15 protein-coding genes are annotated in these 20,952 nt (G+C 33.8%); 8 read left to right on the forward strand and 7 right to left on the reverse strand.

Going from position 1 to position 20,952, the window contains the following annotated elements:
* Positions 1–4: 4 nt before the first annotated feature.
* On the reverse strand, positions 5–361 hold the full coding sequence (locus Q0829_RS08850; RefSeq protein WP_298541809.1) for a hypothetical protein: 357 nt from the start codon (positions 359–361) through the stop codon (positions 5–7).
* Positions 354–1,328, reverse strand: coding sequence for a polyprenyl synthetase family protein (locus Q0829_RS08855; protein ID WP_298541810.1), 975 nt, complete (start codon positions 1,326–1,328; stop codon positions 354–356). Before Q0829_RS08855 ends, Q0829_RS08850 begins: the two co-directional genes overlap by 8 nt.
* Before the next feature lie 183 nt (positions 1,329–1,511).
* On the opposite strand from Q0829_RS08855, the gene Q0829_RS08860 reads away from it, so the two are divergent.
* Genes Q0829_RS08860 through Q0829_RS08875 form a run of 4 tightly spaced genes read left to right on the forward strand, consistent with a single transcriptional unit; the run spans position 1,512 to position 8,264 of the window.
* Positions 1,512–2,111 carry a TetR/AcrR family transcriptional regulator gene (locus tag Q0829_RS08860; RefSeq protein WP_298541811.1) on the forward strand — a complete coding sequence of 200 codons (600 nt, stop codon included), beginning with the start codon at positions 1,512–1,514 and terminating at the stop codon, positions 2,109–2,111.
* 3 nt (positions 2,112–2,114) lie between these two features.
* Positions 2,115–3,536 (forward strand): TolC family protein, encoded by a 1,422-nt coding sequence (locus tag Q0829_RS08865; RefSeq protein ID WP_298541812.1) that lies wholly within the window; start codon positions 2,115–2,117, stop codon positions 3,534–3,536.
* Between the two features lie 9 nt (positions 3,537–3,545).
* Positions 3,546–4,712 (forward strand): efflux RND transporter periplasmic adaptor subunit, encoded by a 1,167-nt coding sequence (locus Q0829_RS08870; protein WP_298541813.1) that lies wholly within the window; start codon positions 3,546–3,548, stop codon positions 4,710–4,712.
* Between the two features lie 6 nt (positions 4,713–4,718).
* Entirely contained in the window at positions 4,719–8,264 is a 3,546-nt protein-coding gene (locus tag Q0829_RS08875) for an efflux RND transporter permease subunit (protein WP_298541814.1), read from the forward strand.
* Between the two features lie 75 nt (positions 8,265–8,339).
* Here Q0829_RS08875 and Q0829_RS08880 read toward each other — a convergent pair whose 3' ends face one another.
* Positions 8,340–9,680 carry a RagB/SusD family nutrient uptake outer membrane protein gene (locus Q0829_RS08880; RefSeq protein ID WP_298541815.1) on the reverse strand — a complete coding sequence of 447 codons (1,341 nt, stop codon included), beginning with the start codon at positions 9,678–9,680 and terminating at the stop codon, positions 8,340–8,342.
* 10 nt (positions 9,681–9,690) lie between these two features.
* Positions 9,691–12,621 (reverse strand): SusC/RagA family TonB-linked outer membrane protein, encoded by a 2,931-nt coding sequence (locus Q0829_RS08885; protein ID WP_298541816.1) that lies wholly within the window; start codon positions 12,619–12,621, stop codon positions 9,691–9,693.
* Positions 12,622–12,865: 244 nt separating this feature from the next.
* Between Q0829_RS08885 and aspS the strand changes: the two genes are divergently transcribed.
* Entirely contained in the window at positions 12,866–14,614 is a 1,749-nt protein-coding gene (gene aspS, locus Q0829_RS08890; RefSeq protein WP_298541817.1) for an aspartate--tRNA ligase, read from the forward strand.
* A gap of 67 nt (positions 14,615–14,681) precedes the next feature.
* The gene (locus tag Q0829_RS08895) at positions 14,682–16,466 is read left to right on the forward strand and encodes a chloride channel protein (protein WP_298541818.1); all 1,785 of its coding nucleotides are present in this window, start codon (positions 14,682–14,684) and stop codon (positions 16,464–16,466) included.
* Positions 16,467–16,573: 107 nt separating this feature from the next.
* On the opposite strand, the gene Q0829_RS08900 is transcribed toward Q0829_RS08895, so the two are convergent.
* Positions 16,574–18,523 (reverse strand): alpha-amylase family glycosyl hydrolase, encoded by a 1,950-nt coding sequence (locus Q0829_RS08900; RefSeq protein WP_298541819.1) that lies wholly within the window; start codon positions 18,521–18,523, stop codon positions 16,574–16,576.
* 200 nt (positions 18,524–18,723) lie between these two features.
* On the opposite strand from Q0829_RS08900, the gene Q0829_RS08905 reads away from it, so the two are divergent.
* Entirely contained in the window at positions 18,724–18,981 is a 258-nt protein-coding gene (locus Q0829_RS08905; RefSeq protein WP_298541820.1) for a hypothetical protein, read from the forward strand.
* A gap of 83 nt (positions 18,982–19,064) precedes the next feature.
* Positions 19,065–19,262, forward strand: coding sequence for a cold-shock protein (locus Q0829_RS08910; protein WP_118459283.1), 198 nt, complete (start codon positions 19,065–19,067; stop codon positions 19,260–19,262).
* Between the two features lie 46 nt (positions 19,263–19,308).
* Here Q0829_RS08910 and Q0829_RS08915 read toward each other — a convergent pair whose 3' ends face one another.
* Both Q0829_RS08915 and Q0829_RS08920 read right to left on the reverse strand, forming a co-directional pair.
* On the reverse strand, positions 19,309–20,088 hold the full coding sequence (locus Q0829_RS08915) for a hypothetical protein (protein WP_298541821.1): 780 nt from the start codon (positions 20,086–20,088) through the stop codon (positions 19,309–19,311).
* A 30-nt stretch (positions 20,089–20,118) separates the two neighbouring features.
* The gene (locus Q0829_RS08920; protein WP_298541822.1) at positions 20,119–20,898 is read right to left on the reverse strand and encodes a hypothetical protein; all 780 of its coding nucleotides are present in this window, start codon (positions 20,896–20,898) and stop codon (positions 20,119–20,121) included.
* Positions 20,899–20,952: the final 54 nt, after the last annotated feature.

Genomic DNA, 20,952 nt, shown 5'->3' on the forward strand with positions numbered 1-20,952 from the left:
ATTTTCATAAAATATTTCTATAATATACTTTTTGCCATTCTCTTTTTAAAATCAAGTATGTAGCATATCGCCCAACAGTAACACCTTCTTCGGAATTACAATTTTTTATATCTCTTTCGGAAACATCAACGGCATATAATAAATTTAAAAAATCATTGAACGCGTTGTTTATTTTCTCTAAAAGCAATTGTTCAATCTCTAAAAAAAGTTCTTTAAAAGTCGAATTCTTGTTTATTTCGTAATCAATACCGGCTCGATTAAGATCTTTCTGAAGTTGTAAAATTAATTGTGGATATAGATCAGATTCAGAAATCTGCTCCATCAACTCCTCAATCGATACAATATTTAGGTGTTTAGACACTTCTATTCATTAATTGTTCTCCAAAAGCCTGTAAAACTTTCTTTTTATCTTCAGAAATAGACAAATCATCTAAGACTCTAAAAGCTTTATTAGTATACTTTTCGATTTCCAATCTTGTTTTTTCTTTAGCTCCAGTAGTTTCAAAAATACTTTTAACAGTCTGAATCTTCTCTGATGGATTTTCTGGGTTTAAAGAAAATAGACCTTCTAATTGTTTTTTTACACTACTATCTGCATCTTCAATTGCCTTAAGATACAGAAAAGTTTTTTTGTTTTCGATAATATCTCCACCAACCTGTTTCCCGAATGTAGCTGGATCACCAAACGCATCTAAGTAATCATCTTGTAATTGAAATGCAAGCCCCAATAATCTTCCAAAATCATAAATCGCAGATTTACAAATTTCAGAAGCATCAGCAATAATAGCGCCCATCTGCATAGCAGCAGCAACCAATACCGCTGTTTTATACTCGATCATTTTTAGATATTCTGGAATGGTAACATCGTCTCTAGTTTCAAAATCAATATCATACTGTTGCCCTTCACATACTTCAATCGCAGTTTTAGTGAACAACTTAGCTAATTCTTTAAATGTATCTCCATCATAGTTTTCGAAAAGTTGGTACGCATTAATTAACATAGCATCTCCAGAAAGAATACCTGTGTTAATATCCCATTTTTCATGCACTGTTTCTTTACCTCTTCTTAATGGAGCATCATCCATAATATCGTCATGTATCAAAGAGAAGTTATGAAAAACTTCAATCGCTAAAGCCGCATCTAACGCTTTCTGATATGAACCTCCAAAAATTTCGGAAGTCATTAACACCAATGTTGGTCTAAGTCTTTTTCCTCCTAGATTCAGAATATATGAGATGGGTTCATAAAGGTTTTTTGGCTCTTTTTGTATTGTATTTTTTGATAAGTAATCTAAAAAATATCCTTGATAATCTGAAATGGTATGCACTATATTTTTTTTATGCTAAAGTAAACGAATCTTTTCAATTGATATATATTAAAAACAAACTTCAATTCTACTTATTTAATAAACAACACATTAAGCCAATGTTAAAAAATTGTGAAACTTAGGAAACTTTTAATGTTTTTAAAGTTTCCTAACATATATTTGCCGACATAAAATTACCCTTAGATGAAGGAAAAAATAATTGAAAAAGCAAATGATATGTTTTTAAACCTTGGTTTTAAAAGCGTGACTATGGATGACCTTGCTTCTGAAATGGGAATTTCTAAAAAAACTATTTATGCACATTTTCAGAATAAAACAAAATTAGTAGAAGCTACTACTGACCATCTGTTTTGCACAATTAGCGATGGCATTGATGCTATTTTAGAAGAAAGTAAGGAACCTATTGAAGAATTATATGCTATTAAAGCTTTCGTGATGTATCACTTGAAGGATGAGAAAACATCTCCTCAATATCAGCTTCAAAAATACTACCCAAAAATACATAACAATCTCAAAGTAAAACAGTTCGAAACTATGCAAGAGTGTGTTATTGAAAACCTGGAAAGAGGCATTAAAAAAGGAGTTTTTAGAGAAAATATTGATATTGAAATTATATCAAGACTCTATTTTATGGGAATGATTGGAATAAAAGATCAAGAAATGTTTCCAAGGCAAATTTTTCCGGTATCAAAATTAATGGCGGATTACCTAGAGTATCATGTACGTGGAATTGCCACAGAAAAAGGATTAAAAATTTTAAACAAGCTAATAAAAGAACAATAAATTATGAGAAACAACCTTTGGTCTTTATGTTTCTTTAGCCTATTCACAGTATTTGGTTTTGCACAGGAAACTCCAGTTTCCTCTCAATATTCATTTACACTGGATGAAGCTATTGAATTTGCACTAGAGAATAGTTACCAGTCGATCAACGCCAGGCGTGATGTCGCTAAAGCTTTAAAACAAAAATGGGAAACCACGGCAACTGGTCTTCCTCAGATTAACGCAGCAATTGATTATCAAAACCAATTAAAACAACCTGTATCTTTATTACCAGCATCTGCTTTTGACAACAGAGAAAGTACTATTAATACCGTAGAAGAATTTTTTGACCTAACTGCAAATGGTTCTCCTGACCCTCTTGATGGTTTTATTCCTGTTGTTTTTGGAACCAAACAACAGCTTACAGCAAGTGCTACACTATCTCAGCTTTTGTTTGATGGATCCTATCTCGTTGGTTTAGAAGCAGCTAAGAGCTTTTTGCAATACAGCAATGATTCTGAGGAGAAAACACAACTTAATGTTCGTGAAAGTGTAATTAACGCTTATGGAAGTGTTTTAGTTTCTGAAGAAAGTGTGAAAATTCTTCAAAATAACAAGGCTGCTTTAGAAAAAAACTACGAAGAAAGAAAAAAGATTTTCGAAAATGGTTTAGCAGAAGAAGAAGATGTAGAACAATTACAAATTACATTGTTACAAATCACCAATCAATTGAATAATGCGGAAAGATTGTCCAAGATCGCATTACAAATGTTTAACCTTACTATTGGAGTTGATGTAGACTCTAATACTGTTTTGTCTGACGACCTCAATAGTTTAACGATCAAAAATGTTGATCAATCTGTGAGCTTGAAACCTTTTATGATTGAGAACAATATTGATTATCGACTAGGTTATTTATTAACTGAACAAAGAAGATTAGAGTTAAAATTAGAGAAAAGTAAAGCATTACCAACTTTATCTGCTTTTGTAAATTATGGTACACAAGCAAACAGTAATTCTTTTACGTTTTTAGATAGTGAGCAACGATGGTTTCAATCATCTATATTAGGAGTCAGTCTTAACATACCAATTTTTAGTTCTTTAGGAAGAAGTGCTAAAACACAAAGAGCCAGAATTGCTTTCGAACAAGCAAACACCTCTTTTATTGAGGCGCAACAACAAATTCAACTTCAATATAACAGTACACTCAGCGATTATCAGCTTTCATTGGAAACCTATGAAACTTCTAAACAAAACCTTTCTCTAGCTGAAAGGATAGAAAATAAAAATCAAATTAAATATACTGAAGGATTGGCTTCCAGTTTTGAATTAAGACAAGCTCAATTACAGCTATACAGTGTACAGCAAGAAGTGCTCCAAGCAATGCTGACTATCATAAACAACAAAGCTAAACTGGAATCAATTTTAAATACACCAAAAAACTAATATATACCCATGAAAAAGATACTTATCATATTATCTGTATTTCTTCTTATCGTTTCTTGTGGGCAAGAAGGCGGAAAATCTATAGAAAAAGTCATTGAAAAAGGCGATTTGACTGCAATCAGAGCTAAAAGAAGCGAAGTTGTTGCAGAGCAACAAGCCGTTGCTGATAAATTAAAACAATTGGATCAAGCAATTGCATCATTGGATACTATCAAAAAACTCCCTTTGGTAACCACTATTACAGCTAAAGACACATTATTTAATCACTATTTAGAGCTACAAGGAAGCGTAGAGACCAAAAAGAATATCGTTTTATATCCCGAAGCTGCCGGAACACTTGTTAGAGTCATGGTAAAAGAAGGACAACGAGTTTCTAAAGGTCAAATTTTAGCCAGAATAGACGACGGAGGACTAAGCCAGCAAGTTGCTCAAATGGAAGTTCAGGCAGCATTAGCCAAAACTACTTTTGAACGTCAACAAAAGTTATGGGAACAAAAAATTGGTTCTGAAATTCAGTACCTACAAGCTAAAACAAATTATGAGTCTTCAAAAAATGGTGTAGACCAAATGAAACGTCAATTAGCAAAAGCGACAGTAACTGCTCCATTCTCTGGGATAATAGATGATGTTATTGCCGAGCAAGGAAGTGTTGTTGCTCCAGGACAAACTGAATTGGTACGTATTGTAAATCTAAGTGATATGTATATCGAAGTAGAAGTTCCCGAAAGTTATATTTCGAGCATTGTAAAAGGGAAAGAAACTAAAGTATATTTTCCGGTTTTAGGAAAAACAATCGATACTAAAATTCGTCAGGTAGGAAATTACATCAACCCAAATAACCGCTCTTTTACCGTTGAGATATCAGTGCCTAATAAAGATGGGGTAATTAAACCTAATCTTACCGCTAAGGTAAAAATCAACGATTACACAAGCGAAAAAGCGATCCTAATTCCTCAAAGTATTATTTCAGAAAATTCTGAAGGCGATCAGTACACTTATATAACTTCTGGAAAAGACGGTAAAAATATAGCAGAAGCTAAACGTACGATCGTAAAAACTGGTAAAACCCAAGGAGATTATATCGAAATTCTTGATGGAATCACTAATGGAGATGATATTATAAGTGAAGGTGCAAGAAGTGTTAAAGATGGTCAGAAAGTAGAAATCATAAACTAAAGTCTTATGGAAGTAAATAAGAAAAAAGTAGATAAAGAATTTAAATTATCGTCCTGGGCAATAGACAACCCAACTACCATCTATGTAATGATGGCGATTTTCTTCATTCTTGGGTTATCAGCATATTTTTCTATGCCCAGAGAAAATTTCCCAGAAATAAATGAAACCAAAATTTATATCAGTGTTCCATATCCAGGAAACACTTCAGAAGATATAGAAAGATTAATCGTAGATCCTTTAGAAGATAAATTAAAGAATCTTGGTGGAGTTGTAGAAATCGTATCTACATCACAGGAAGATTATGGTATTATTACTGTAGAATTTGAAGAGAAGTTTACTGTTGCAGAAGCCAAACAAAAGGTGAAAGATGAAGTAGACTCAGAAAAATCCAATGAAGACTGGCCTACATTTAACGGAGCTAAAGTAGAGCCTAATGTTTTTGATTTGAGTATCTCAGAAGAAACTCCAATTATGAACATCAATATTACCGGAGATTATCCAGTTGATAAACTGAAATTGTTTGGAGAATACCTCGAGGATGAAATTGAAGATCTAAAAGAGATTAAAGGTGTAGATATTAGAGGTGCACAGGAAAAAGAAGTGGAAGTAGCTGTTGATATCTATAAAATGATGGCTGCAAAAGTAAGTTTTGATGATGTACTGAATACTATTAGAAATGGTAATATTACCATGTCTGCCGGAAACATGATTACCAGCGGACAACGAAGAACAATCAGAATTCTTGGTGAAATAGATGAGCCCTCGGAGCTGGATAATTTTGTCGTAAAATCTCAAGACGGCGCAGTATATCTTAGAGATATTGCAAAAGTTACTTTTAAAGAAGAAGACAAAACTACCTATGCCAGAGAGTTTGGTGATAATGTAGTAATGCTAGAGGTTAAAAAACGCTCCGGAAAAAACATGGTAGAAGCTGCTGATCAAATTAAAGTGATTGTTGCAGACGCAGAAGAAAATGTCTTTCCAACGGATCTAAATATTAGCATTGCTAATGATCAATCTACTAAAACCATTAATCAAGTGGATGATTTAGTAAACAATATCATTTTCGGAATCATTCTGGTAGTTGGAGTATTAATGTTTTTCTTAGGGTTTAGAAATGCCTTGTTTGTAGGGTTTGCTATACCTATGTCGATGTTTATATCCTTTATGATTTTGTCATTATTAGGATATACGATGAACACCATGATTCTTTTTGCCTTAATTATGGGATTAGGAATGCTTGTGGATAATGGTATTGTGGTTGTAGAAAATGTATACCGCTTAATGGAAGAAGAAGGTATGTCTAGGATTGAAGCTGCAAAAAAAGGAATAGGAGAAATTGCATTTCCTATTATTGTTTCGACGCTAACAACCGTTGCTGCTTTTGTACCTCTAGGTATGTGGCCAGGTGTAATGGGTCAGTTTATGATTTATTTCCCAATTACCTTATCTGTTGTACTAGGATCATCCCTTTTTGTAGCGATCTTTTTCAACTCTATGCTTGTTTCTAGGTTTATGGATATTGGAGAAAAAGAATTAACAGTAAAACAATTGATACGTTTAAGTCTTATTCTTGGTGGGTTCGGAATATTTATAATGATTGTTGGCGGTCCGGCAAGAGGTCTTGGTTCAGTAATGATATTTACTGCCATCATGTTCTGGATCTATAAGTACCTTTTAAAAAGAATGGCAACTTTTTTCCAAACAAGGATTTTGACTTGGTTAGAAAACACTTACCAACGCTTTCTTTCATTTGCATTAAGAGGATGGAGAACTTATGCTTTTGTCATTGGAACATTCCTGCTATTGTTTGTAGTATTTGGAGCATTTGGAGCATCTATAGGAAGTCAGCGAACTAAAGTAGAATTCTTTCCTGATAATACGCCAAATCAAATCATTGTATATATCGAATATCCACAAGGAACGGATATAGAAAAAACGAATAAAATCACTAAAGAAATTGAGAATCGTGTATATGCTATTATAAATGATCAGGAGTATATAGAAGGTGAAGACCATAACTTTTTGGTAGAAGCTGCGGTATCTCAGGTAGGTGAAGGCGCCGGAAATCCTCAAACAGATGGCGGTAGTAGTGCAGAAATGCCACATCGTAGTAAGATCATTGCAGCAATGAGAGAGTTTAAATTCAGAAAAGGAAAAGATTCTGAAAAATTACGATTCGAAGTACAAAAAGCATTAAAAGGAATTTATCCCGGTGTTGCTATTTCTGTGGAAAAAGATGCTGTAGGTCCACCTGCTGGATACCCTATTAATATCGAAATCGAAGGAAAGGATTATGATGAATTGATTAATGTCGCAGAACGTATGCGAAACTTCATCAATGAAAAGAATATCCCTGGTATCGAAGAACTAAAAATAGACGTAAACAAAGGAAAACCTGCTATGCAAGTAGCGGTTGATCGCCAAAAAGCTGGAGAACTAGGAGTAGCAGCAGGTCAGGTAGGAAATCAACTACGTCGTTCTATTTTTGGTGAAAAAGCCGGTGTCTACAAAAAAGAAGGAGAAGATTATGATATCTATGTGCGTTTTGATAAAAATGATCGCTATAATACCAGTGCTTTATTTAATCAAAATATTACGTTTAGAGATCAGGCAACGGGTCGACTTAAAGAAATTCCTGTTTCTGCAGTGGCTTCTAAAAAGAACACCTCTTCCTTTAGCGCGATAAAACATCGTGATACTAAAAGAGTGGTAACTGTATATTCAGGATTACAACCAGGTTACACCGATGCCGCAGCTATTGTAAGTCAAATACAAACTGAAATGGCAAGCTTTACAGGCAAACCAGATAGTGTGGATATTGATTACACAGGTCAGATCGAAGAGCAAAATAAACAAATGGAATTTTTAATGGGTGCATTTTTTGCTGGATTAGGGCTTATTATGTTAATACTAATTTTCCAATTTAGTTCTATCTCCAAGCCTACCATTATTATGATTGCTATCTTCTTAAGCTTTATTGGAGTTTTTGGAGGAATTCTAATCACTGGGGCAGCATTCGTAATTATGATGACAATGATGGGAATCATATCACTGGCAGGTATCGTAGTAAATAACGGGGTTGTACTTCTTGATTACACCCAATTATTGATTGATCGTAAGAAGGTAGAACTGAATATTCCAGAAAATGAACATCTTGCTAATGATGAAGTTATGAAACTCATTGTAAAAGGAGGAAGAGCACGTCTAAGGCCGGTAATTCTTACTGCAATTACTACGGTATTAGGTCTGATTCCTTTAGCGGTTGGATTTAATATTGATTTCTTCTCATTATTTGCCAATTTTGACCCTAAGATTTATATCGGTGGGGATAATGTGATTTTTTGGGGACCATTAGCTTGGGCTGTAATTTATGGATTGATCATCGCAACATTCTTAACCTTAATCATTGTACCTTGCTTATTCTTTATCGTTCATAAAGTAAAAGTAAGGTTTAGTAGAAATAAAATTACTAAAACAGTAATGGCAGAAGAGCAAGATCTTGAAAGTAATGAAGGAAGTGGAGAAATTCCTATACCTTCAGCTACGTAATTGAAAAACTTAATTGTACTAAAAAAAAACGCCGCGAATTCGCGGCGTTTTTTACTACTCAACATATTATTATGTTTATAGATTTTCTGATAATGGTATCGGTAAAACATTAAACACCTGATCTCCTGCTCTATCAATAGGCAAAGTATTAGATAACCCATATCGTCTAAGATCAAACATTCTATGGTTTTCTGCCCATAAAGAATAACGTCTCTGATTTAAAAGTTCAGTTGTTAAATCTGCAGTATTCTGTAAACCTGCATAATCTGCTAAACCAGCAGCATTACGAATTACATTAAGCGCATCCTCAGCATCTTGTAAGTTATTCGCTAATATACTTGCTTCGGCGTAAACTAAAATTAACTCTTCATTTCTAATAATATCAATATCAGATATATTAGAGACATATAACCTAGTCTCATTAGTTCCTGTTAGTCCATCCTGAATACTTGGATCTGGTCTAACCGCAGTTTTTGTAGTCACTCTTGTATCACCAGCTTCTGCTTCATTAATCCAACTATCGTGTACAATAATTTGATCTCCATTATTAGGTTCTGCCGCAGAGACCGATGCAACTCTAAAAACAGGATTTGCTCGATCTCCTCCACCGCCTAATCCGAAAACATACTTCGGACCTAAATCTAAATCACCTGAAAGACTAAAATACGAAGCATTCAATGCTGCTAAGGCTGTAGTTCCATCGCCATCATAAACTGCTGCAACTGATGATATTGCTCTATTAAACTGAGCAAACGTTGTTGGTGTATTAAAACCATCATAACCACTACTTAAAGAAAATGCAAATGACGATCCAGCACCACTTAAATCTGTATTCGCTTCATTCAATAAATTCCTGACAAATGTTAATACTTCTCCGATTTCAAGAAGAGGTCCCAAGTTATTTGGATCAGCTACATCTACTCTGGCCATTCCGTAAGACTTCAAAATTTGAATTAATTCATAAGCTATTATTGTCTTAGCGAATCCTAAATAACCATTTCTTTCCGCATCTGTAACTGTACTAGTATTGCTTGCTGCGTCTATTAAAATATTAGCATTTTTAATACATCTATAGCTCCCGTTCCATTGAGAAGTACTATAAAAAGAGTTATTATCAAGAGTTATTCCTTCTTTACCTAACAAATCCCCAGTATTTCTAGGATCTGCATCAAACAAATACAATTCTCTTGCCATAGTTCCACTTGCTGTGACCTCTACTCCTAAACCATTTCTGGTTGTAGACTCCACACCTACTGCTAATTCATTTAATTGAGCAACAGTAGCATTAGCAAGAACTCCTCCAACACTAGGACCATTTGGATCAACTACCTCATCTATTGAACAAGAAGTAGTTACAAAAGCGAAAAGGAATAATACAATTACATACCTAGTCGCGATTTTAAATATATTTTTCATCTTCTTTCTATTAAAAATTAACATTTAAATGCAAGTAAAATTGTTGCGAACTTGGGAATGGAGTTACCTCGATACCACTAGATAGACCTGCTCCACCATTTACGGAAACTTCAGGATCATAACTACTATAATCAGTGATCGTAAATAAATTTCTTCCAGACACCCCAAGTTTAATATCACTTACTGTATCTCCAAAAAGTGACTTAATATGGTCCGAAGAAATACGATAGTAAATTGCAGCTTCTCTTAATCTTACATAACCTGCAGGTTCAACAAAACGTTCTGCATTTGCAGGAGTTGCTAAACGAGCCTGCCCTTCTGGAGTTTCTAAATCGGGACTTGTTCCTCCTAAATCGGTAAGGAATCTAGATAAATTTAAGTTATCTCCACCTTTTTTCCACTGTAATAAGAATGAAACATCCCATTGTTTAAATAAGGTAAGCTGATTATTAAAAGCCATTTGAAAATCTGGTTCTACGTTTCCTACTTGAGTAAGAGTCCCATCAATATTACCCACTAACTGTGTTACAGGCTGACCTTCTTCTATAAAGAATGTACCCAATCCAGTTCCAAATCCAGCACCTGGTTGTGCAAAAGCAGGTACATCTAATCTCGTTACTTCGGATCTATTCAAGTAAAACTGAATCCCAGTATTCCAATAAAAATTATCTGAATCAAGTACATCTGCTCTTAAAGCTAATTCGATACCTTCATTCTTTAAGTCCGCCAAATTGGTAGTCTCAGTAGTAAAACCAGATGATGCTGGTAAAGATCTCGATAAGATCAAATCCTTAACATTCTTATTATAATATGTTGCTTCCAAAGAAACTCTACTATTCAAAAATCCAAGATCAAAACCAACCTCAAATTCGCTAGCTGTTTCTGGCTCAACGTCAGGATCTCCATTAAGGCCAGCAACAGATGAACCTCCGTTTCCTCCAATATTAGAAGAACCTAAACTTGTAAAAGTTGCACCAAAAGCAGCTGGATTTCCAGTCTCACCATAGGCAGCTCTTAACTTTAACTGGTTCATTGCTTCTATATTCCAAAAGTCAAAACTAGAAACATTTACAGCTAAAGATGCTTTTGGAAATCCATAAAACTCATTTGGATCACCATTTCTAGAAGATTTATCTAAACGGTACCCTAATGTTGCTATGAATTGATTTTTATAGTTAGCTTCTATTTGACCAAAATAACCAAAATCCTCTTCACTAGATAAAAACTGGTCAATGACCTGGTTTACAGATTGATCAACATTAGTTTGACCAACGGATAAATCGGAACCTCTACTATTTACTAAATTAGCTTCTTGATCTAAGTATGTAATACCAAGTTGTGTTGTTAAATCTAGATCATCTCCTAACATATCGTGATCCCAAATAGCAATAGCCTGAGCATTGATTTGAGTAAAATTATTTTTACCTTGAGAAATAAATCCTTCTTGCCCACCTACTTGTGCTTGATGCTCCTTTGGAACAAAAACATAGGTTTCATTTGCTAAGTAATCTATACCTCCATTAATTAAAAATCGAACTCTATTCCTATCATTAGTAAAAAGTTTTGTGTTCAATTTAAATCCTTGGATGATTCTATTATTTGTATCTTCATTTTTTGCCTGATCCCTTACAAATAATGGATTTCCTGGATAATTTGGATTATTTGGATAATTCCCATTAGCATCAGGAAATAAATTAACCCAAGGACGCGTAAATGCCAAGGTGTAACCATAACTTAATCCACCTTCATTCTCATTACCTGTAAAACTTCTGCTTGAGTTACTTCTAACAAAGTTGGTAGTAGATGTAAAATCAAATACATCAGAAATCTTATGATCAATATTTGCTCTTAAAGACAATCTATCAAATCCTGTGTTTTTTATAATTCCTTCTTCATCACGAAAAGAACCACCTACATAAAACTGTGTTTTTTCATTTCCACCTGTTACATTTAATCGCGTATCAGTTATGAAACCAGTATTTCCATAAATTTCATCTTCATAATCTATAAGACCACCATTAGCTATAGCATCTTCAAACCTTTGTCTCTCTGTAGCATCAAATGTATCTTCCACTGATTGCGCTGTCCAAGGTCTAAGTCCTAGTTTATTTTGAATTACTGTAATTCCTGTATCCTGGCTAAAACTAATTTTAGTTCTACCACCTTTACCTCTTTTTGTTGTAATTATTACTACCCCAGCATTACCTCTTTGTCCATAAATAGCTGCAGCTGATGACCCTTTTAAAACTTCAATATTCTCAATATCATTTGGATCTAAATCCGCTAATCTATTTCCTGAATTTTCTTCATTTCCTCGGTTTCCTCCAGATGCAAAACGCAATCCAGACGGAATCTCTACGTTATTTATGTATACTCCATCAACAATAATTAATGGTTGATTATTACCATTAATCGAAGATATACCTCTTAATCTTAATGCAAATCCTCCTCCAGGAGCACCAGAAGAAGCTGTTATATTTACACCGGTTACTTTACCATATAATGCGCCATCTACAGTAGTCTGACTAGTATTACCAACAAGTTCTTCAGAAGATACGGTAGAAACTGCATTCGCTAGATTTTTTCTCTTTATAGAAGAACCCAATCCAGTAACAACTATCTCGTCTAATGCTTCTAATGATTCTTCTACCTGTATTGTAATAGGTCCTGCATTATCAACGTTCACTTTTTTAGTTGTAAATCCAATAGAAAACACTCTTAGTGTTGTTGGAAGACTACTGACAGTAAGCGAAAAACTACCATCAATATCACTGGAAGTTCCGTTATTGGTACCGTCTTCTACGATGTTAATAAAAGAGACCCCTTCTCCGGTACTTTCATTGATTACCTTTCCAGTAATTGTCTCTTGTGCGAATAGCACAACTGGAAAGAAAAACAAGAATAGCAAAAGCCCCTTGCTAATTTGTGATTTTTTTTTCATAATGATTTGTTTATAAGTTTGGCTAAATCTATTAAAACATTCTTACAAAAAAAAGTTTAAGCTAACATATGTTAGTTCAGAACTCATTGATTTTCAAATCAATATATGTAAAAAACGTAATTATATTATGGTAAAACCATCTTTATTGAATGATTATTTCATTTTTATTTTACATCTTCATTTTCGCAAAAACTCCATATATTTAATATTAAACTTCTTATTTTTGCAGCCTTAACAACTAGCTATGTATAGAAGTCATTCTTGTGGTGAATTACGCACCTCGGATATTAACAAAGAAGTTACCCTATCAGGATGGGTACAAAAAGCACGAAATAAAGGCTTTATGATTTGGGTTGATCTAAGAGATCGATATGGTATTACCCAATTAATCTTTGATGAAGAACGTACACCTGCAGATGTTGTAGAAAAGGCTAAAACTCTAGGCCGTGAATTTGTAATACAGATTAAAGGAACTGTGATCGAACGCGAATCTAAAAATCCTAATATGCCAACAGGTGATATTGAGATTTTAGTTAAAGAATTACAAATTCTTAATGAAGCAATGGTTCCTCCGTTTACTATAGAAGATGAAACTGATGGTGGTGAAGATATCAGAATGAAATATAGATATCTGGATATAAGACGAAATCCTGTGAAGAACAGTTTGATGTTTCGTCACCAAGTAGCTATGAAAGTTCGTAACTATCTATCAGAAGAGGGTTTTATCGAAGTAGAAACACCATACCTTATTAAATCAACTCCAGAAGGAGCACGTGATTTTGTAGTACCTTCTCGTATGAATGAAGGACAGTTCTATGCACTACCTCAATCTCCACAGACTTTTAAGCAACTACTTATGGTTGGTGGAATGGATAAGTATTTCCAGATTGTAAAATGTTTTAGAGATGAAGATCTTAGAGCGGACAGACAACCAGAATTTACGCAGATTGACTGTGAAATGGCTTTTGTAGAGCAAGAAGACATTCTAAATATATTTGAAGGACTTACTCGTCATCTAATCAAAGATATTAAAGGTCAGGAAATTAGTGAATTCCCAAGAATGACGTATGACGAAGCTATGCGCACTTATGGTAATGACAAGCCGGATATTCGTTTCGACATGAAATTCGGAGAACTTAATGAAGTTGCTCAACATAAAGATTTTAAAGTTTTTAATGATGCCGAATTAGTAGTGGCAATTGCTGTTCCAGGTGGTGCTTCATATACAAGAAAAGAGATCGACAAGCTTATTGATTGGGTAAAACGTCCGCAAGTAGGTGCACTCGGAATGGTATATGTAAAATGTAATGAAGATGGAAGTTTTAAATCCTCTGTAGATAAATTCTATGATCAGGAAGATCTGTCAAAATGGGCAGAAACTACGGGTGCTAAAGCTGGAGATCTTATTTGTGTGCTTTCTGGACAAGCTAATAAAGTTAGAGGACAGTTAAGTGCTTTACGAATGGAACTTGCTGAAAGATTAGGGTTGAGGAATCCAGAAGAGTTTGCTCCATTATGGGTAGTAGATTTTCCATTATTAGAATGGGATGAAGATACAGAACGTTACCACGCGATGCATCATCCTTTTACTTCTCCTAAACCAGAAGATATTCCTCTTTTAGATTCTAAACCTGGTGATGTAAGAGCTAATGCATATGACCTAGTCTTAAACGGTAATGAAATAGGAGGCGGATCTATTCGTATTCACGATAAAGAAACCCAAGCTCTAATGTTTGATCATTTAGGATTTACTCCAGAAGAAGCAAAAGAACAATTTGGTTTCTTGATGGATGCTTTTCAATATGGTGCTCCTCCACACGGTGGAATTGCATTTGGGTTTGATCGATTAGTCGCCATTCTGGGAGGCCAGGAAACCATCAGAGATTTTATAGCCTTTCCAAAAAACAACAGTGGACGAGATGTAATGATAGACGCTCCTGCTAATATTGATAAGGAACAGCTTAAGGAATTACATATTCAACTAGATTTATAAAACAAAACATCCCGCCAAAAGCGGGATTTTTTGTTACCTTTAGTCTGAACCAAGTACTACCCTATACATGCCAACTAAAAATAAGACACTCCTTCATAGGTTTTTGATTTGGCGATATCGTCATATTTCTAATAAAAACTTTGTTCTTATACTAAGCATACTTGTTGGATTCTGTGCTGGTCTTATATCTCTTCTTCTTAAGAACATCACGCATTTAATCCAAGTGGTTCTGGAAAGTGATATTATTTCTTGGCAAACATCATTCTATTTTATCATTCCAGTAATCGGACTTCTTATTGTATATGTAATTACCAAATTTATAATCAAAAAGGATGTCAAATCGGCTATTCCTTTGATTTTATATTCTCTTTCTAAAAAAGATGGGAAGATAAAACCATTGAGTGGGTATTTACCGCTTCTTCTTGCTCCAATAACTGTTGGTTTTGGAGGTTCTGTTGGATTATTAGGACCGGCAGTAGGCTCTGGTTCAACTCTGAGTTCAAATATTAGTTCATTGTTTAAATTGGATAGTAAAACTCGATTTTTATTAATTGGTTGTGCCGCAGCAGGTGCTATTTCTGCTGTATTTAAATCTCCATTAGCTGGTTTGGTTTTCGCAGTAGAAGTATTTAGCCTTGATTTGACTCTAGCTTCGTTATTACCACTATTATTTGCTTCTGTGTCTTCGATCATTACCTCTTATTTCTTTTTAGGTGATGAAGTATTATTCAGTTTTGATGTTATAGAAAAATTTGATATTTATGACACTCCTTTTTATATAATTCTAGGAGTTGGAACAGCTATTGCTTCCATTTATTTTACCAAAATGTATTTTGGGATTCTACACTTTTTTGATCGCTTTCCGAAAAAAATTCATCGCTTATTAATTGGTGGGTTTGCTATTGGAGGTATGTTATATTTTATTCCTCCACTTTATGGTGAAGGTTTAGGCTTTATAAATGATCTTCTTAATGGAAATCACCTAGCTGCAATTGGAAATACTCCTTTTGATAATATGACTAGCAGTATTTGGATGATTATAGCCTTATTAACAGGAATTACAATATTCAAAGCCATTGCGATGACAGCTACCTTTGCGGCAGGGGGATCTGGAGGAATTATAATTCCTACCATGGTTATGGGTAGTGCTTTGGGCAATGTGGTTTCTAAAATAATAAACAACCTGGGTATGGGTTTTCAAGTATCTGAAGCTAACTTTACTCTATTAGGAATGGCTGGACTAATTGCCGGAGTGTTACACGCTCCTCTTACTTCTATATTTCTTATTGCAGAAATTACTTCCAGTTATGAACTTTTTGTTCCTCTAATGATTACAACAGCAATATCTTTTATTATCTCTAAAAATAGAATTGAACATAATATATATACTCGAGAACTTGCGGAACAAGGATATTTACTGACTCACGATAAAGATCAAACCGTGCTTACGCTTATGAAATTAGATGACTGCATAGAAACTAATTTCATCCCTGTAAACCCAGAAAATACGCTGAAGCACTTACTAAGCGAAGCAGTTGCTAAATCTAATAGAAACTTATTTCCTGTTATTGATAAATCAAAAATCTTATTAGGAATCGTTACACTTGATGATATAAGAGATATTATGTTTGATATTTCTTTATACCATAAAACAACTGTAGAAATGGTAATGACACAGGTCGCCACAGCAATTATTTATGAAGATGATGACCCGAAAACTGCTATGCGTAAATTTCAGGATACTGGAGCCTGGAACTTACCTGTCATTAAAGATGGAAAATATTACGGTTTTATTTCAAAATCGAAATTATTAACTGCCTACAGAAGAAAACTGATTAATTTCACTAGATAAAGTCAGTTTTCAATATACTTCGATACACTTTACAACTGAATTAATTACAAAACAAAACCTGCTAAAATTTTCTCAGCAGGTTTGTTTACTATTTAATAAAATCGAAATTATTTTTTGATTAATTGGACTACTTGTGTACGACCATTAAAAACTATTTTCATCAAATACATTCCTTTTGTAAGGTTTGGCGCTGAGATATCAACAGTATTTTGTTGAATATCAATTTGCTCATTTCCTAAAACTTTTTTACCTAAAATATCATACATTGCTACTTCTACCTCATTTAATTTTATATCATTTACTTGAAAAGAAACTTTTAATGAATTTGTAAAAGGATTAGGCCAAGCTTTTACAAAACTCGAATTCGAAGTATCAACTTCATCAACTCCAAGAGTTCTAGATGTAGGCTCTCCTATTAGGACTAATCCAAAAGTTGTCCCGAATGTAACTGTTCCATTAGAAACTGTAGCTAACGTTCCAGAAAAGTAATCCTGTAATTCTGTTCCATTTCCCCAGATTCCGAACACATCTAATGCTCCGATAAAATCGTTATCATTTCCAGTATACACAAGGGTTTTATCTTCGAAACCATTTTTAGCATACTCTCTTTTAAACGTATAAGGGTTGTCTTGTAATTTGGTATGTTTACCCGCTCCTACAGAAATATGTTCTCTTCTAAACTTCCCTATTTTCTGATAATGTTTCAATGTTAGAGAAGCTAAAGAATTGGGATTGTTTAATTCATCAAAATTCATATTAGATCGTAATGTCGCATCTCCGCTAGCACCACCGCCAGGAGTTAATGTTCTAGCCGTTTCATCTCCATAATAAATCTGTGCCGGTCCTGGTGTGAGTAATAGTTTAGTTCCTGCTTCAAAAGTTTTTTGTCGATTTCGATCAAATACCTCTTCAGTATCGTGATTTGTCAAAAAATTCATAGCACTTTTACCATCTCCAAGCTGATTCTGTAATAGATTATCGTATCTACTAAAAATGCTTTCTAATCCCTGATTTGCATTAAACCTAAACTCAAAGTTGATCAAATTAGCAAAACCATTGTTATAGTAATCCACATTAAAACCATCTCCGGTAAAATTTCTTCCCATAGTTGGAGCATTATAATTAAACACTTCTCCAGTCATCCAAAAGTCAAGATCATCTAATTTTTTATCCGGATTATTAGTCTTCCATTCTCTTAAAGCGATAATACCTTCAGTTTCTAGTTCTTTCCAAACAGCTTCTTCTACGTGTTTTACTGTATCCACTCTAAATCCGTCAACTCCATATTTTCTAATATAATCGGTTAACCATTTGATAATATAATTTCTTGGAGATCTGGTCTTTCCAGTTCTTGTAAAGAAGTCATTGAGTTCTGTTTCTTGTAACTCTTTTCTACCTTCCTGATCCCATTTATCCAATAACCAAGCTGGTAAACTTACATTGTCATTAGAGTCTGTTCTAATATCTGGTAGATTATTCACTAGCTCACATGGTATCGTACCTTCAGGACCTTGAAAATTACAATCAGGAGCTCTTCGAACCCATTCTTCTGGCCAAGATTGATTTTGATCTGTACTTGTATCTGGTCCAACATGATTTAATACTACATCGAGTAATATTCTAATTCCGTGTTCATGGGCTGTATCTACAAAAGTTCCAAAAAGTGCATTGGTTCCCAAATTGGCATCTATATTAGTCCAATCTTTTGCCCAATATCCGTGAAACCCATATCCCGCACCTGGAACCGATCCATAAATATTTTCGATAGGAGGTGTAATCCAAAGAGCGTTTACTCCTAGCTCATCAAAATATCCTTCTTCTATTTTATTAATTAACCCTTGAAGATCTCCTCCTTCATAATTTCTTAAAGGAGGTCCATCTTGTGGTCTGCCATATGCTATATCATTAGTAGTATCTCCGTTTTCGAAACGATCCGTAAGAACGAAATAAACCGTTGCGCTTTCCCAAACAAATGGTAGGTTTTTATCAGCTTGCGAATAACCCCACTTTACTGTAGAAAGTATAGTCATTACTCCGATTAGTAAACTTTTTTTCATTGTGCGAATTTTTAATTTTAGTTTGTGTTTGATTTATGTATAAAGTCGAATTAGTTTAAATTTGAATCATGTTTTGAACACCTTTATAGCCCAATTTAGAAGAACGAGTTTTTTATGAATCTATTAGATTGAGTTTTTACGAAAACCTTTGATTGTTAATAAATTATCCTAAAACCACTAAAAAAAGTAAATCGCATATCATGAAATATCTTATTCGAATATTATTTATCGTTGTTGTTATTCTTGTTGCTATTGGCTATTATCATAAGAATTCTGGAGATCACACTAATGGAGATAAATGGGTTGGAATCGGAATATTGGGTGCTACTTTTATTCTGATGCCTTTGTTTATATATCATAGATGGAAAAATAAAAAGGTGAAAGATTATATGTTAACTGAAGAAAACCTCAAAAAAATGAGAGATTTTAATACTAAGGAAAAATCTGACAAAAACTAAAATTCTCCAAATATTTACATTTTGATAACAAATTTTATTGTTTTAAAAGTTACCTTTATAATTCATATTATTATCTCATTACAATGGAAGGAACAGTAAAATTTTTCAATGAATCCAAAGGTTACGGGTTCATCACCAACGACGAAACAGGAAAAGACATCTTTGTACATGCTTCAGGATTAAACGGCGAAGCACTTAATGAAGGTGACAAAGTAGAGTATCAGGAAGAAGAAGGAAGAAAAGGAATTATAGCGGCTCAAGTTCGCGTAATTCACGACTAAGATAAAAATCTCTAAGTTTCATTGGCGCTATTTTATAGCGCTTTTTTTATTCGTTGACTTTGTATTTCTGTCTAAATATCTTACTCTGATTCATCAAAAATTGTAATATTTTAAGACGATCTTTTGTTTTTAGAACGGGTTCTAAATCCGTTTCTTCTTTTAAAAAATCTAAAAAATTATAAAACTGTGTCTCAGGTATTTTCAATTCTTTTATAAAAAATTCTTCCTTATACACATCTGTTATCTTAATTTTAGAATTAATTTCTTTTGACTTTTTTCCAAAAACTCCCGAAATCATGTTGATTAATAAACTTAGATCCATTGATATGGTTGCCAGATTATTACCATTTCCCAAAGCTATATTTTCCACTGGTGATTGAGCATCATTCGCCCAAGTCAATCTCATTCTCTTAATATCAGCAGCACTCCACAGTGGTAATCTATCCTCATAAGTAGGAATTTCTTCAATGTCCTTTTTCACCTCTCCAGATAAAGAATATTGGGATATCCTAACTTCAGCTAATTCATTAACTGCAAGTTCTAAAAAAATCTTAAAATCATCTGACTGCAAATCAGAATTATCAACTACGATCTTTTTTGATCGAAATCGTACAGAAGAAAACACAATACTATCACCTGGATTCGCTTCTATTGCAAAATACCCTAAGTCATTATTAATCGTACCTATTTCTTTTGTTAGATTGACAATATTGATAGGCTCTAATGCCAATGTATCCGCAATAATTCTCCCTCTAAGCCAAGAAGTCTTCTGACTAAAACACGAAAAAGTAATCAATAAAAAAGAAATACAGATAATTTTTTGCATTGGTTAACTGATAAATGATTGCGCTTGTATTTATTTTTTCAAGCTATTATTACTATTAAAAACTTCACTTTGATTTATTAAATATTCAAGGATTCTTAATTTGTTTCCAGATGTAAGTATTTCATTCGTTTCAGACTTCTGATTTATATAGTCAAGAAAATCGTACAACTTGGTTTCAGGTATTTTTAATTCATTTATCAAAAAACTACTATTATAAAAATCTGATATTTCTGGGACTGGAACCTCTTTTGATTTTTTGTCATCCGTTTTCTTAAAAAGACTCGCTATCATTCTACCGGTAGCTATAAAATTAAAAGCAGTTGCGTTTTTCCTATGATCAACAGTAGTATTCCTAACTGTTGCCGCTCCTTTTTCGTGAACAAAAGGAGTTAGATCTAGATACTTGGCACTATGCAATGGTAGGATATCTTCATACGTTTCTATTTTCTTGACATCTTCTTTAGATTTTCCTGTAAGATCATATTTCGAAACCATAACCTCATCTAATTCATTTACTTTAATTTCTAATCGAATGGATAGGTCTGCCTTCTTTAAGTCGCGTTTAGTAACTATATGTGCTTTTCGTTGATGTTGAACAGAAGAAAAAATAATCGTATCCCCTTTCGTAGCTTTTATTTGAAAAAACCCGACACCATCGCTAATCGTTCCAATACCTTTAGTAACATTTATAATATTTATGGATTCAGATTGAAGTGTATCCGTTACTATTTTGCCACGTATTATACTTTCGTTTTGAGAAAACCCAAAAAAACTTAATAAGAAAATTACAAAATATAGTGCCTTGTGCATTCATGTCGATTCTACAAAAAAGACGTAGATCTTCAGGCGCAGTTGCAAATCGCA

Origin of the sequence: uncultured Aquimarina sp., from assembly GCF_947492405.1 — a bacterium.
Lineage (GTDB): Bacteria > Bacteroidota > Bacteroidia > Flavobacteriales > Flavobacteriaceae > Aquimarina.

Excerpts from the sequence above, each read along its gene's own strand:
- Q0829_RS08920 (WP_298541822.1), bottom strand. The coding sequence starts at position 20,898 with ATGCACAAGGCACTATATTTTGTAATTTTCTTATTAAGTTTTTTTGGG.
- Q0829_RS08870 (WP_298541813.1), top strand. The coding sequence starts at position 3,546 with ATGAAAAAGATACTTATCATATTATCTGTATTTCTTCTTATCGTTTCT.
- Q0829_RS08865 (WP_298541812.1), top strand. The coding sequence starts at position 2,115 with ATGAGAAACAACCTTTGGTCTTTATGTTTCTTTAGCCTATTCACAGTA.
- Q0829_RS08915 (WP_298541821.1), bottom strand. The coding sequence starts at position 20,088 with ATGCAAAAAATTATCTGTATTTCTTTTTTATTGATTACTTTTTCGTGT.
- Q0829_RS08900 (WP_298541819.1), bottom strand. The coding sequence starts at position 18,523 with ATGAAAAAAAGTTTACTAATCGGAGTAATGACTATACTTTCTACAGTA.
- Q0829_RS08910 (WP_118459283.1), top strand. The coding sequence starts at position 19,065 with ATGGAAGGAACAGTAAAATTTTTCAATGAATCCAAAGGTTACGGGTTC.
- Q0829_RS08875 (WP_298541814.1), top strand. The coding sequence starts at position 4,719 with ATGGAAGTAAATAAGAAAAAAGTAGATAAAGAATTTAAATTATCGTCC.
- Q0829_RS08905 (WP_298541820.1), top strand. The coding sequence starts at position 18,724 with ATGAAATATCTTATTCGAATATTATTTATCGTTGTTGTTATTCTTGTT.
- Q0829_RS08880 (WP_298541815.1), bottom strand. The coding sequence starts at position 9,680 with ATGAAAAATATATTTAAAATCGCGACTAGGTATGTAATTGTATTATTC.
- Q0829_RS08860 (WP_298541811.1), top strand. The coding sequence starts at position 1,512 with ATGAAGGAAAAAATAATTGAAAAAGCAAATGATATGTTTTTAAACCTT.
- Q0829_RS08895 (WP_298541818.1), top strand. The coding sequence starts at position 14,682 with ATGCCAACTAAAAATAAGACACTCCTTCATAGGTTTTTGATTTGGCGA.
- Q0829_RS08885 (WP_298541816.1), bottom strand. The coding sequence starts at position 12,621 with ATGAAAAAAAAATCACAAATTAGCAAGGGGCTTTTGCTATTCTTGTTT.
- aspS (WP_298541817.1), top strand. The coding sequence starts at position 12,866 with ATGTATAGAAGTCATTCTTGTGGTGAATTACGCACCTCGGATATTAAC.